Genomic DNA, 13,971 nt, shown 5'->3' on the forward strand with positions numbered 1-13,971 from the left:
ATGCCGCCTCCAGACGTAACCCCTTTGGGGCCGGGCGCTTTTGCGTTTTGAGCGCGTCGCCCGGCTTGGCCGTAGCCCCACTACGCCCTGCGCCGGGCTCCTCCTCAAAACGCAAAAGCGCCACGGCGCAGCGATTCAATATGAAGAGGAAACGCTCTAGGCCAGCCAGAACATTCTATTAATATCGAGCGGCGACATGCGGCGGCCATTGCCGCTGCCGTCATAGGTCACCGGCGCATCGCGGAATTCGCGGATGCGATCAGGATTGGCATTGTCGGAGCGCTGCTCGCGGGTGATCACCGACACGATGCGCAGCATCGTCTGCAGATTGACCTCGACGCCGGCCGCGGCACCGTCGGTGACGCGGGCGATTTTCGACGTGGCGACAGCCCCTATCGGCGCATCAAGCGTGGCGCGGTAGATCGGGCTGGTCGGCAGGATCGGTGTAATGGTATCGGCCATAATGCGTTAAGTATAACGCCAGGAGCCGCCGGGCCAACCGCTTTCTTTGGTTAATCGCGGAAAAGCGGGAAATCCGCCACCAATTCCACCGCCGGTGGCTGCCAAAAGGCCGAGCCGCCGGCGATGCTATGGTTAATCTCAGCCTTCGAGATGGCTGCGGAAGCGGCGCACGATGTCGCGCGTCGCCTTGGTCAGCAGGCCCTGATCGACACCGACGGCGACGAAGGTGAAGCCGGCATCGAAGTAGCGCTTCGCGTCTTCCTCGTTCGGCGCCAGGATGCCAGCCGGCTTGCCGGCGGCCTTGCACAATTCCAGCGCCTTCATGATTGCCGCCTGGGCTTCCGGATGCGCCGCATTGCCGAGATGGCCGACATCGGCGGAAAGATCGGCCGGGCCGATGAAGATGCCGTCAACGCCATCCTGCTTGGCGATGGCCGGGATGCGGTTCACGGCGGCCAGTGTCTCCACCTGCACCAGCACACCCAGTTCCTCCTCGACGCGCTTGTGGTAATCCGCCACCAGGCCATAGCGGTTGGCACGCTGCGACATCGACACGCCGCGGATACCCTTGGGCGGATAGCGCGTCGCCGAAACGGCGGCGGCGGCTTCGTTTTCATCCTGCACGAAGGGCAGGATCAGGTTCGGCGCACCGATATCGAGGAAACGCTTGATCAGGATCGGATCATTCCAGGCCGGGCGGACCACCGGCGTGGCGGTGTTGGCATCGATCTGCATCGCCTGCAACTGCTGCAGCACCATCGGCAGTTCATTCGGCGAATGCTCCGTATCCAGCACCACCCAGTCGAAACCAGCCGTGGCGATGATCTCGGCAGCGATATTGGAGCACAGCATGCTCCACAAGCCGATCTGCGGGCGGCCCTCGGCCAGCGCCTTCTTGAAGGCATTGCGGGGTATCTGCATGGCGTTTCCTCCGGGTCGTTCATTAACGGGGCCGGCTGTCATGCCAACCGTTAATATGTGCTTATGGGCCGCCTGGGTTGCAGAAAGGCGACGAAAAAGTCTTAACCAGGGCGGCGGGCTTTTGCTACAGTCTGGCCACGATATTCCCTCCGATAGGAGACTCAAATCATGGATCAGCTTCCCGCCACGCGGAGCCAGGCCGGACAGCAGCGCGGCCTTTCGGTCGGGCGCAGCGGCCAGGCCGGTGACAACCTGCACAGCGCCAAGGATTACCTCACCTTTGCCATTGACACCCAGGTCTACGGCATCGATATCCTGAGTGTGCGCGAGATCCGCGCCTGGACCGACGTGACCAACCTGCCGAACACACCGGAATTCGTGCGCGGCATCATCAATCTGCGCGGCACCATCGTGCCGATCTATGATCTGCGCGTCCGCCTCGGCGGCGGCACCACCAAGCCGACCCGCATGCATGTGGTGATCGTGGTGGTGGCGGCGAACGGCACCTTCGGCCTGCTGGTCGATAGCGTGTCGGATATCCTCTCGATCGAGGATCGGGAATTGCAGGCGGTGCCGGAGACCGATGCGTCCTCCGACTACCGTTTCCTCGCCGCCATCGCGGCGCGCGAGGAGCGCATGGTGTCGATCATCGACCTCGACAGCCTGGTCACCGGCCAGGCCGCGGCGCAGTTGCAGAGCATCGCGTCGCAGCCCGCTCCCGCCGCCATCGGTGTGCAATAGCACCTCAAGCCGCGCAACGATCAGTACACCGATAGCTGATCTGTATACGCACCTCATTCGCCGCTAATTAGTCGCGAAACGAGGTGCGTATTAACTTTCGCTATTGTTAGCGATTGCTCACTCGACCTATAAGAAGTGGTAGCGTAACTGGCAGTACCCGATCCGAGGAGAAGGTCAATGCTGTTCTCGCGCTTATCACTAAACACGAAATCCTTGTTGCTGGCCGTTCTGATTGTACTCGCGTTCCTCGGTCTGTACCTGACGGATCAGTATTTCCCAGGCAGCACCAACTTCGCCTTGTTGGCAACAGCCGTCGTCCTGATTGCACTGTCCACACTGCTGCTGCGCGATATCGCGGCACCGCTGCAGGGCTTGAGCGCGACACTGCAAAGCTTGGCCGAAGGACATGCGGTGGAAGCCATCGCCGGCCAGGGCCGCGGCGACGAGATCGGCGCTATAGCCGCTGCAGCGACCGCCTTGCGCGACAGCCAGCTTGCCGCGACCCGCATCGAAAGCGCGCTGACCGGCACCACCACGAATGTAATGATCGCCGATGCCGAAAACCGCATCGTCTACTGCAACACCGCCGTGATTGCGCTGCTGCGCAATGCCGCCGCCGATATCCGCAAGGATCTGCCGCATTTCGATCCCGATGCCCTGGTCGGCAACAAGATCGATGTGTTCCACAAGAATCCGGCGCATCAGCGCGGCCTGCTGGAGAAACTCGCCAGCACCTATCGCACCAGCATCACGGTGGGCGGCCGCCGCTTCACCCTGATTGCCAATCCGGTGCTGAATCGTCAGGGCGCGCGGCTCGGCACCGTGGTGGAATGGTCCGATGTCACCGAGCAGTTGCGGCTGGAAAGCGAAGTGATCGCCGCCATCGCCATGGCCAGCGACAAGGGCTTTGCCGAACGCATGGACCTCACCGGCAAGAGCGGCTTCCTGCGCCAGCTTGGCGAGGCGGTGAACACACTCTCGGATAAATGCCAGGGCATGACCCGCGATATCGCCGCCACCATGGAAGCGATGGCGCGCGGCGACCTCAGCCGCCGCGTCGAAGGCGACTATCCCGGCATCTTCGGAGAATTGCGCGACGGCGCCAACGAGACGCTGGAGAAATTGCGCGACGTGGTGTCGCGAATCACGTCCAGCGCCACCCAGGTGCGCGATGCCTCGGCGGAAATTTCCGCCGGCAGCCAGGATCTGGCGCAGCGCACCGAGGCCCAGGCCGCGGCGCTTGAGGAAACCGCCGCCTCGATGCATGAAGTCACCACCACGGTGCGGCAGAATGCCGAGAATGCCCAGGCCGCCAGCAATCTGAGCCGGGATGCCCGCGATACCGCCGAAAAGGGCGGCGATGTGGCGCAGCAGGCGGTGGCCGCCGTGAGCCGCATCGAGGAAAGCGCGCGCAAGATCGGCGACATCGTGGCGCTGATCGACGAGATCGCGTTCCAGACCAACCTGCTGGCGCTGAATGCTTCCGTGGAAGCCGCCCGCGCCGGCGAGGCCGGCAAGGGCTTTGCCGTGGTGGCGCAGGAAGTGCGCGCCCTGGCCCAGCGCTCGGCCAACGCCTCGAAGGACATCAAGGCGCTGATCAGCGAGTCCAATGCCCAGGTGAAAAGCGGCGCCGGTTTGGTGCAGCAGGCCGGCGCCTCGCTCACCGAGATTGTCGGCGCGGTGAAGAAGGTGGCCGATATCGTCGCCGAGATCGCCATGGCCTCGTCGGAACAGTCGCGCGGCCTTGATGAAGTGAATACGGCCATCGGCAACATGGACGAGATGACCCAGCGCAATGGCGCCATGGTGGAGCAGACCACCGCCTCGGCGCAGCAGATGGCCAGCCTGGGCCAGACACTCTCGGAAATCGTTGGTTATTTCCGGCTTAAGTAATTGATTCTACTGAATGGGGGCTGGCCGGAGGGGTATTCGGCGGGTTGACGTGCAGGGCTTTGCCCGGCATCTTCCCGCCGCCATTCCTGAAAATATGCCGGATTCCCCAATACCATGACGCAGGCCGCGACCGTCGCCGTTCCCCCGCACGCCCTTCCCGCCAGCCATGCCGACATGGCCAATGCCATCCGGGCACTCTCCATGGATGCCGTGCAGGCGGCGAATTCCGGCCATCCCGGCATGCCGATGGGCATGGCCGATGTGGCGACGGTGCTGTTCACCCGCTTCCTGAAAGTCGATCCGGCCCGGCCCTCCTGGCCGAACCGCGACCGCTTCATCCTTTCCGCCGGCCATGGCTCGATGCTGCTCTACTCGCTGCTGCATCTCACCGGCTACAAGGACATGACGCTGGAGGAGTTGAAGAACTTCCGCCAGATCGGCAGCCGCACCGCCGGCCATCCCGAATTCGGCCATGCCGATGGCATAGAGACCACCACCGGCCCGCTGGGCCAGGGCATTGCCAATGCGGTCGGCTTCGCACTGGCCGAGCGGCTGCTCAACGCCCGCTTCGGCGATGCCGTGGTCGATCACTTCACCTATGTGATCGCCGGCGACGGTTGCCTGATGGAAGGCATCAGCCACGAAGCCATCTCGCTGGCCGGCCATCTCAAGCTGAACAAGCTGATCGTGCTGTTCGACGACAACGGCATTTCCATCGACGGCCCGACCTCGCTGTCGGTGAGCGACGACCAGCTCGCGCGCTTCAAGGCGTCCGGCTGGAACACCGCCGCTGTCGATGGCCATGATGCGGAAGCGGTTGCCGCCGCTATTGCCGCCGCGCAGAAGAGCGACAAGCCGACCATGATCGCCTGCAAGACGGTGATCGGCTTCGGCGCGCCGAAGAAGGCTGGCACCTCCGGCGTGCATGGCTCGCCGCTCGGCCCCGACGAGATCAAGGGCGCGCGCGAAAAGCTCGGCTGGCCCTATGCGCCGTTCGAGATTCCGGCCCCGATCCTCAACGCCTGGCGCCAGGCTGGCAGCAATGGCGCGGCATTCTCCGCAGCCTGGGACAAGGCCTTCGCCACGCTGCCCGCTGCCGACCGCGCCGAATTCGAGCGCCGCATGACGGGCGACCTGCCGGCCGAGTATGACGCCACGATCAAGGCCTATATCGCCAAGCTGGTGGCCGACAAGCCGAAATGGGCGACCCGCAAGTCGTCACAGATGGCGCTGGAAGCGATCAACCCGGTGGTGCCGGAAGCCATCGGCGGCTCCGCCGACCTCACCGGCTCGAACAACACCAAGACCGCCGGCCTCGATCCGGTGAAGCCCGGCGACTTCAAGGGCCGCTACATCTATTACGGCGTGCGCGAGCATGGCATGGCGGCGGCGATGAACGGCCTGGCGCTGCATGGCGGCGTCATCCCCTATGGCGGCACCTTCCTGGTGTTCAGCGACTATTGCCGCAATTCGATCCGTCTCTCGGCTCTGATGGGCCAGCGCGTGATCTATGTCATGACGCATGACTCGATCGGCCTCGGCGAAGACGGCCCGACGCATCAGCCCGTCGAACACACAGCCTCGCTGCGTGCCATCCCCAACCTGCTGGTGCTGCGCCCGGCCGACGCGGTGGAAACCGCCGAAGCCTGGGATATCGCGCTGCGCTCGAAGGACCGCCCCGCCCTGCTCTGCCTGACCCGGCAGGACCTCACCGCCGTGCGCGTCACTGAAACGGCTGAGAATCTCTCGGCCAAGGGCGGTTATGAGCTGCGCGCGGCGGAAGGCACCGCGAAAGTCACCCTGCTCGCCACCGGTTCGGAAATCTCCATCGCCATGGCGGCGCGCGACCTGCTGCAGCAGCAAGGCATCGGCACCCGCGTGGTGTCGCTGCCTTGTTTCGAGCTGTTCGACGAGCAGCCGGAAGCCTACCGCAAGGCCGTGCTCGGCCCGGGCACGGTGCGCATCGCCATCGAGGCCGGTGTGCGCCAGGGCTGGGATGCCTATATCGGCGATAACGGTGCCTTCATCGGCATGAAGGGCTTCGGCGCTTCGGGTCCGTTCGAGAAGCTCTATCAGCATTTCGGCATCACGCCGGAAGCCGTGGTGGCGGCCGCCAAGGCACGGCTGTAAGGGCGCAGCTCTTTCCCTACAAGGCGTCATCCTCGGACTTGATCCGAGGATCTCGTGCCGGCATGGCAAAGCAACCGATGTCATGCTCGAGGAGATGCCCGGATCAAGTCCGGGCATGACGATGTCGGGGCGCGTCCCTACCGGTGCAGCCTGCGGTCCAGCGCCAGCAACCCGGCGCTGACCGTGACGGCGAAGGCGAAGAGTATCAACGCGATGGCCATGATCATGCGCACATCGTTGATGCTGATCGCGTTCATCAGCAGGAACCCTAAGCCGCGCTGGGAGGCGAACATCTCGCCCAGCAGCACGCCGAGCAGGGTGAGCGAAAAGCCGATACGCTGGCCGGAAACGATCTCCGGCAGGGCGGCGGGAAGCAGCACGGTGCGCGCGGCGGTGAACGGATCCAGCCGTAATGTTTTGGCGGTGCGGATATAGACAGGGCGGATATTGCGCACGGCATTGAGCGTGAAGATCGTCACCGGGATGATGCCGTGCAGCGCGCCGAATGCCACTTTGGCCGAAAGCCCGAGGCCGAACAGCAGCAGCACCAGCGGGTAGAGCGTCACCTTTGGCAGGGCATAGAGGCCGACCAGCACCGGCTCCATCACCTGCCCGCTGGGCTTATGCGCGCCAAGCATGATGCCCAGCGCCAGGCCGCCCAGCGAAGCAATCAGCAGCGAATAGCCGAGCGCCCGAAGCGATTCCCAGAGATGCGGATAGAAGTTGCTGCGCCCCAGCAGGGTGACGGCGAAGCGTACCGTCTCCGCCGGGCTGGTCAGCGCCTCGTCGCCGGCCCACCAATGCATGCCCTGCCAGAATACCAGCACGGCAAGCGCCAGCAGCAGGAAGTCCGTAACCTTGCGCATTATCTGCCGCTCCGCATCATCTGCCACCCCGGCGCGCGATCAGGCGCTGTTCCCAGACATGCAGCACGGCGTTGATACTGCCGACCAGCAGCAGGATGAACAGCATCAGCGCATACATCGTGCGGTTATCGAAATTGTTGTAGGCATAGGCAATGGAATAGCCCAGGCCACCGCCCGAGAGGATGAATTCCGACGCGATCACGCCGATGAAGCTATAGGCCACCGAAAGCTTCACGCCGGTGAACAGATGCGGCAGGGCGGAGGGCAGCTTGATGCGCAGCGCCACGCTGAGCGGCGGCATATGATGCAGGCGCGCGGTTTTCAGCAACACCGGCGGAATGCGATCGAGGCCATTGAGCGTACTCACGATCATTGCCACGACGCCAAAAAGAAAGCCGATGACGATGATCGGCAGGCGGTTGAGGCCGAAGATGACAATGAAGATCGGATAGAACACGAAGAACGGCACCGCGTACCAGGTGGCGAGCAACGGATCGAGCACGCGGCGCAGCCGCGGCAGGCTGTGAATCACCACGCCAAGCGCGAAGCCGACCGAGACGCAGAGCAGGAAGGCGATGCCGACATTGCCGAGCGTGGCGGCGATATCGTTGTTGAGCTTGCCGATGCGCAGCAGACGCCACAGATTCTGCGCCATTTCGCTCGGCGGAATCATCGTCGCCTTCTTGATCCAGGCCAGCCGGCAGGCAAGCTCCAGCAGTCCGACCAGGCCGGCGATCAGCAGCAGCCGGATCCAGCCCAAGCGGCTCACTGCCTGCCCCCGCTGCCGCCACCCATGACTTTCAGCGATTCAGCGCGCAGATGCGACCATAGCCGCGCCGTGAGCGCACCGAAACCGGCCTCGGAAACCAACGTACTGTCGCGCTCGCGCGGCCAGTTGGTTTCCACCAGGTCGATGAAACGGCCGGGCCTGGCCGACATCACGCCAACGCGGTCGGCCAGCATGGCGGCTTCATCCAGCGCATGGGTGATCAGCAGCACCGTGGCGCCAGTCTCGCGCCACAGCCGCAGCAATTCATCGCCCATCAGCAGCCTTGTTTGCTGGTCCAGCGCACCGAAGGGCTCGTCCAGCAGGATCAGGCGCGGCTGCATCACCAGGGTGCGGGCGATGCAGACACGCTGACGCATGCCGCCGGAAAGCTGCGCCGGATGGGCTTTGCTGAAATCCTTCAGCCCCATGAAGGCCAGGGCATACTCGACGCGCCGCGCGATCTCGGCGGCATCGACGCCCTGACGCCGCAGGCCGAAGGCGACGTTATCGGCGACGCTGAGCCAGGGAAACGAGGCATCCTCCTGGAACACCACGCCGACACCATCCGGCACACTGTCGCCAATCGGCTGGCCCTCGAACCGCGCCACGCCTTCGCTGGGCCGGGCAAGGCCAGCCAGCACATCGAGCAGCGTGGACTTGCCGCAGCCCGATGGCCCGACCACGGCGAAGAATTCGCCGCGCTTCAGGGTGAGGTCAATCGGCCCCAGCGCATGCACCGGCGGCTGGCCGCCGATGGCCGGATAGACGCGGGTGACGCCGGCGAGTTCCGCCGCCAGTGCCGCGATGCTTGCGTTCACGAGGGCTTGCGCAGGTCAGCCGGCAGGAAAGAGGTATCCACCAGCTTCGACCAATCCACTGGGCCATCCACCTCGCCGATGATGCGCAGGCCTTCCACCATGCGGTCCATGGCGGCGAGGTCGATATCGCCCTTGCCCCAATAGCCGACCGCGATCATGTTGCGCACCGCCTTTTCGCCCAGCGGCGTGTCGAGGTTATAGGCCTTGGCGAAGATCGCACCGGCCTCGGCTGGATTGGCATTGAGGAAATCCACGCCCTTGCGGCGGCCCTCGATGATCGCTTTCAGCTTGGCCGGCTGCTGCTTGATGAAATCCGCCGTGGTGATGCCGACCGTTTGCGTGAGGTTCGGCAACTCCTTCGAGAGTTCAAACACCGGGCGGTATTTGTCCGACGAACGGCTCCAGATCGGATCCATGGTCGGGGCCGCGACCACGGCGCCCTGGCCGAGCGCGGTGAGGCCGGCACCAATCGAGCCGGTGGAGATGCGCTCCACCTTATCGAGCGCCACGCCATTCTTGGTCAGCACCATGATGCTGAGCATGTCGGTAACGGATTTCGGGCTGGTATAGGCGATCTTCTTGCCGACCAGATCCTTCACCGACTTGATTGGGCTGTCAGGCGTCGTCACCCACAGGATGTCGGCCACCGACACGGCGCCGGCATTCACGATCTTGATCGGCAGGCCTTCCTTGGCCGCCGCCACCGCCGCCGCCAGGCTCACCTCGCCATAAGGCAGGCCGCCGGCCAGCACATTGCGCACCGTGGTGCCGCCGCCCTTGGAGGTCAGGATGCCGGTGATATCGACGCCGGCCTGCTTGAAGAAACCTTTCTCCATCGCCACCGCATACGGCGCGCCATACATCAGCGCGCCCCAATGGGTAACGCTGATCTCTTCCGCCTTGGCGGCGGGCGCGGCAAAACCGAGCGCGACGACGGCAACTGCAAAGGCCTTCACTGCCTTGATGAACATGCCCAACTCCTCCCGTTTATTTTTGTCTGCAAAGCATAGCGGAGCGCGCGAGCGGGCGGCAAGCAATCGGTTGCAGTGGCAAATATGCCGGAAGATGCGGCTGGAAACCTCCCCGCAACCACCGGGAAATATTGTATAAAAAAATTATATATTTCCTGGAAAACAGCAAAAAAATATTTGCCTCCAGACCAAGCACCCGCCTAATGAGAAATATCAGCCAGGGTGATCTCCCCAGCCAACACATTCATTCGCGAAGCCTGTTCCTTCTGGGATGCTGCACCGTAATCACCCCCTCCTCATTGCCGGCCTGATCCTGCTGCAAACCACGAGTTGGGTGCTGGTGCCGTATCTCACGCTGCCGAACGCACCGCTGGATGTGATCGAAGGCGCGGTCTGGGGCCGGCAATTCGAACTCGGCTATCACAAGGGGCCGCCGCTTTTCGCCTGGGCGCTCGGCTTCGGCCTGCAATTGCTGCCCGGTTCGATGCTGCCCGCGCTTTTGCTGAGCCAGGTATCGCTCGGGCTTGCCTATTGGGCGGTGTGGCGCGTGGCACGGCGGCTTTATGGCACCGATGATGCGCTGATCGTGCTGTTGCTGATGACCACGATCTATTTCTATGGCTTCCCCAGCCCCGAGTTCAATCCGATCATCCTGCAGATGGCCTTTTCCGCCATTGCCGGTTCCTTCTTCTACACCGCCTTGCGCGACGACCGGCTGCGCGACTGGGTGATCGTCGGCATCGCCGCCGGGCTTGGCCTGCTGACGCGCTACTCCACCGCCATGTATCTGGTGGCCATGGCCGCTTTCGTGCTGCTGCAGCCGCAGGCACGGCTTTGCCTTAAGCGTCCTGGCCCTTATCTGGCAGCATTACTGGCAGTGCTGATCATGCTGCCGCATCTCTACTGGCTGCAGAACAGCAACTACGTCACCTTCGCCTATGTCGACCAGCGCGCCGGCTTTTCCAGCGGCTGGAACCGCCTGCTGCTGCCGGTGCATTTCATCGGCAGCCAGTTCCTGGCCTTGCTGCCGCCGCTGGTGCTGCTGCTGATCGGCATAGGCGCACGCGCCGAACCGGTTGCGGTGCCGGCCAGCAAGATCACCAGCTTCGACCGCTGGTTCGTCATCGCCATCGCGCTCGGCCCGGTGCTGCTGGTGGTGGTGCTGGCGCTGATCATGGGTCGCACGCCGCGCGCCATGTGGGGCGCACCACTGTGGATCTTCGTCACCCTGCTGGTGCCGCTGCTGTTCAGCGATAAGATTTCCGCCGCCGGGCGGCGCTGGATCGCCCGCGCCTGGCCGCTCGCCTTCCTGCTGCCGCTGGCCCTCTATGCCAGCGCCATGGTGGTGGGGCCGCAGATGATGAACCGCAACAAGCGCGTTCATTTCCCTGGTCGTGAACTGGCCCGCGTGGTGACGGAAACCTGGCGGCAGGAAACCGGCCAGCCGCTCCGCTTCGTTGCCGGGCAGATGTGGCTCAGCGGCAATGTGGTGTTCTATTCGAGCGACCGGCCGCAAAGCTTCACGGCCGCCAGTTCTGTCGCCGCGCCCTGGATCGACCGAACCCGGCTGCGGCAATGCGGCGCCATGCTGCTCTGGCCGGCATCGCAGGATGAAGACGAGATTCCGCGCAATCTCGCAGCCGCCTTTCCCGAGGCACGCCTGCTGCCGCCGTTGGTGCTCAAGCCGCCAGCCAATGCGTTGCAGCATCTGCCATTCCGCTTCGGCTGGGCAATTGCCGCACCGACTGGCGCCTGCCCGGAACGCCCCTAGAACAACAGCCCTGCCGCGACCCTGGGGGCGGTGGCGGGCAAGGGCCGCCCATGCTATAGCCTGCTGGCCCATGCAAACCCTCATCCCCTTGCCCGCACGCGCTTTTCGGTGATGCCCCTGCCCGCCACCTCCGTTCCCGCCACCACCACGCCACCCAGTTCCTGGATGCTGGTGCGCCGGCTGCTGGCCGAGCATGTGCGGCCGCATCTCGGCACCCTGGTGATCGCGGCGCTGAGCATGGCGGTGGTGGCCGCTGCCACCGCCGGCAATGCCTGGCTGCTGAAACCGATTCTGGACGGCCTGTTCGGCCAGGGCAATCCCGACTGGCTCTACCTGATCCCGGCTATGGTGATCGGCGTGGCGGTGATCAAGGGCTTCGCCGGCTATCTCGAAGGCTCGCTGATGGGTGGCTTCGGCGAGCGCATCATCGCCGATACCCAGGTGCGCATGTATGCCAAGCTGATGCATGCCGATCTCGCCTGGCTTCACCAGGTGCATTCCGGCAAGCTGATCGCCAGTTTTCTCTACGATGCGCATCTGCTGCGCGAAGCGGTGGGCAAGGCGCTGACCGGCATCGTCAAGGACAGCCTCAGCCTGTTCTTCCTCGCCGTGGTCATGTTCATGCAGTACTGGCAGCTCTCGCTGATCGTCTGCGTGGTGTTTCCGCTAGTGGCGATCTTCTCGCGCCGGCTGGGCAAGAAGACGCGCAAGGGCTCGAAGCGCAGCCAGGAAGAAACCGGCAAGCTGACCACCATCCTGAGCGAGACCTTCGATGGCGCCCGCATGGTCAAGGCCTATGGCATGGAGGAGCGCGAAACCGAGCGCGCCCGGCAATCGGTGGAGCAGCGCCTCACCCATGCCATGCGCGTGATCCGCGCCCGCGCCGCCGCTTCGCCTTCCACCGAGGCGCTCGGCGGCATCGCCATCGGCCTTGTCGCCTTCATCGGCGGCCAGCAGATCATCGCGGGCACCACCACACCCGGCACATTGGGCAGCTTCATCGCCGCCGTGCTGATGGCCTACCAACCGCTGAAATCGCTGTCCACGCTCAATGTCTCGCTGCAGGAAGGCCTCGCCGCCGCAGAGCGTGTCTTCGCCGTACTCGACCAGGAAGCCACCATCCGCGATGCAGCGGATGCCAAGACCCTGACCGTGCAGGGCGGCGAAATCCGCTTTCAACAAGTCAGCTTCGCCTACGACCCCGAGCATCCGGCTCTGCGCGACGTGACCCTGCAGGTGCCGGCGGGCAAGAAGGCGGCTTTGGTCGGTGCCTCCGGCGCCGGCAAATCGACGATCCTGAACCTGATCCCGCGTTTCTATGATGCCAGCGCCGGCCAGGTGCTGATCGACGGCCAGGATGTGCGCGGCGTGACGCTTGGCAGCCTGCGCGGCAGCATCGCCCTGGTGAGCCAGGAACTCACCCTGTTCGACGATACCGTGCGCGCCAACATCGCCTATGGCCGCGCTGGTGCCACCCAGGCCGAGATCGAGGCCGCGGCAAGCGCGGCAGCGGCGCATGATTTCATTAAGGCTCTGCCGCAGGGCTACGATACCCTGGTGGGCGAGAATGGCGTGCGGCTTTCCGGCGGCCAGCGCCAGCGTATCGCCATCGCCCGCGCCATGCTGCGCGATGCGCCGATCCTGCTGCTGGACGAAGCCACCTCCGCACTCGACAGCGAAAGCGAACGCCTGGTCCAGGAGGCGCTGCGCCGGCTGATGCGGGGCCGCACCACGCTGGTGATCGCGCATCGCCTCTCCACCGTGATCGATGCCGATATCATCTTCGTGCTTGAGCGCGGCCAACTGGTGGAACAGGGCAGCCATGCCGAGTTGCTCGGCAAAGGCGGCGTCTATGCGCGGCTCTATGCCACGCAATTCGCCGCCGGGGCCTGATCGCCGATGTCGCCGCTGAAGCGCCTGCTGCGCAGCCGCGCCGCGGTGCGCCTCGCCGCCAATACCATTGCGCTCTATGTCCGCCTGGTGCGCGCCACCTCGCGCTGGCAGACCATCGGCGCTGAATACCCGCAAGCCCATTGGGACCAGCGCAAGCCCTGCGTCGTGGCCTTCTGGCATGGCCGCCTGCTGATGCTGCCGACCGCCTGGTATGACAGCCCGATCACCATGCATATGCTGATCTCGCAGCATCGCGACGGCGAACTGATCGCCCGCACCATGGACCCCTTCGGCATCGCCACAGTGCGTGGCTCCACGGCCAATCCAAAAAAGGCCGAGAAAGACAAGGGTGGCCGCGCCGCCCTGCGCACCCTGCTCGGCCTGTTGAAGGATGGCAACGCCATCGGCATCACCCCGGATGGCCCGCGCGGCCCGCGCATGCAGGCAAGCCCTGGCGTGATCGCCGCCGCACGGCTCGCCAAGGTACCGATCCTGCCGATCACCTATTCGGCACGGCGGCGCAAGCTGTTCAATACCTGGGACCGTTTCCTGCTGCCCACTCTGTTCACCAGCGGCGTTACCATCTGGGGTGAACCCATCGACGTGTTCAGCAACAGCGAGGAAAGCCTGGAACAGGCCACCCTGCGCGTGGAAGCAGCACTCAACGCCATCACGGCGGAAGCCGACCGGCTTTGCGGTCATGCGCCGGTGGAGCCGGCGCCGCGGGGCGACTAGC

The 13,971-nt window shown here is 64.4% G+C and carries 12 protein-coding genes; 6 read left to right on the forward strand and 6 right to left on the reverse strand.

Annotated elements, in window-relative coordinates:
- Window positions 1-156 precede the first annotated feature (156 nt).
- Both V6B08_RS21715 and V6B08_RS21720 read right to left on the reverse strand, forming a co-directional pair.
- Window positions 157-462, reverse strand: coding sequence for a hypothetical protein (locus V6B08_RS21715; protein ID WP_341984852.1), 306 nt, complete (start codon window positions 460-462; stop codon window positions 157-159).
- 138 nt (window positions 463-600) lie between these two features.
- Entirely contained in the window at window positions 601-1,383 is a 783-nt protein-coding gene (locus tag V6B08_RS21720) for an HpcH/HpaI aldolase family protein (protein WP_341984853.1), read from the reverse strand.
- A 168-nt stretch (window positions 1,384-1,551) separates the two neighbouring features.
- On the opposite strand from V6B08_RS21720, the gene V6B08_RS21725 reads away from it, so the two are divergent.
- From V6B08_RS21725 to tkt, 3 genes are all read left to right on the forward strand, one after another.
- Window positions 1,552-2,124, forward strand: coding sequence for a chemotaxis protein CheW (locus tag V6B08_RS21725; RefSeq protein WP_341984854.1), 573 nt, complete (start codon window positions 1,552-1,554; stop codon window positions 2,122-2,124).
- Window positions 2,125-2,340: 216 nt separating this feature from the next.
- On the forward strand, window positions 2,341-4,017 hold the full coding sequence (locus tag V6B08_RS21730) for a methyl-accepting chemotaxis protein (protein ID WP_341984855.1): 1,677 nt from the start codon (window positions 2,341-2,343) through the stop codon (window positions 4,015-4,017).
- A 114-nt stretch (window positions 4,018-4,131) separates the two neighbouring features.
- Window positions 4,132-6,147, forward strand: a complete 2,016-nt coding sequence (gene tkt, locus V6B08_RS21735) for a transketolase (protein ID WP_341984856.1) — start codon at window positions 4,132-4,134, stop codon at window positions 6,145-6,147.
- Window positions 6,148-6,284: 137 nt separating this feature from the next.
- On the opposite strand, the gene V6B08_RS21740 is transcribed toward tkt, so the two are convergent.
- Genes V6B08_RS21740 through V6B08_RS21755 form a run of 4 tightly spaced genes read right to left on the reverse strand, consistent with a single transcriptional unit; the run spans window position 6,285 to window position 9,571 of the window.
- A complete protein-coding gene (locus tag V6B08_RS21740) occupies window positions 6,285-7,013 on the reverse strand; it encodes an ABC transporter permease (protein WP_341984857.1) in 729 nt (242 codons plus the stop codon).
- A gap of 16 nt (window positions 7,014-7,029) precedes the next feature.
- Entirely contained in the window at window positions 7,030-7,782 is a 753-nt protein-coding gene (locus tag V6B08_RS21745; protein WP_341984858.1) for an ABC transporter permease, read from the reverse strand.
- Complete coding sequence (locus tag V6B08_RS21750) at window positions 7,779-8,600, reverse strand: ABC transporter ATP-binding protein (RefSeq protein WP_341984859.1); 822 nt, start codon at window positions 8,598-8,600, stop codon at window positions 7,779-7,781. Before V6B08_RS21750 ends, V6B08_RS21745 begins: the two co-directional genes overlap by 4 nt.
- Window positions 8,597-9,571, reverse strand: a complete 975-nt coding sequence (locus V6B08_RS21755) for an ABC transporter substrate-binding protein (RefSeq protein WP_341984860.1) — start codon at window positions 9,569-9,571, stop codon at window positions 8,597-8,599. Before V6B08_RS21755 ends, V6B08_RS21750 begins: the two co-directional genes overlap by 4 nt.
- Before the next feature lie 271 nt (window positions 9,572-9,842).
- On the opposite strand from V6B08_RS21755, the gene V6B08_RS21760 reads away from it, so the two are divergent.
- The 3 genes from V6B08_RS21760 to V6B08_RS21770 all read left to right on the forward strand — a co-directional run bounded on the left by V6B08_RS21760 (window position 9,843) and on the right by V6B08_RS21770 (window position 13,970).
- Window positions 9,843-11,342 (forward strand): glycosyltransferase family 39 protein, encoded by a 1,500-nt coding sequence (locus V6B08_RS21760; RefSeq protein ID WP_341984861.1) that lies wholly within the window; start codon window positions 9,843-9,845, stop codon window positions 11,340-11,342.
- A 111-nt stretch (window positions 11,343-11,453) separates the two neighbouring features.
- Window positions 11,454-13,235: an ABC transporter ATP-binding protein gene (locus V6B08_RS21765; protein ID WP_341984895.1), complete on the forward strand. Its 1,782-nt coding sequence runs from the start codon at window positions 11,454-11,456 to the stop codon at window positions 13,233-13,235.
- Window positions 13,236-13,241: 6 nt separating this feature from the next.
- Window positions 13,242-13,970, forward strand: coding sequence for a lysophospholipid acyltransferase family protein (locus V6B08_RS21770; protein ID WP_341984862.1), 729 nt, complete (start codon window positions 13,242-13,244; stop codon window positions 13,968-13,970).
- Window position 13,971 lies beyond the last annotated feature (1 nt).

The organism is Ferrovibrio sp. MS7 (genome assembly GCF_038404985.1).
In the GTDB taxonomy this organism is placed as follows: domain Bacteria; phylum Pseudomonadota; class Alphaproteobacteria; order Ferrovibrionales; family Ferrovibrionaceae; genus Ferrovibrio; species Ferrovibrio plantarum.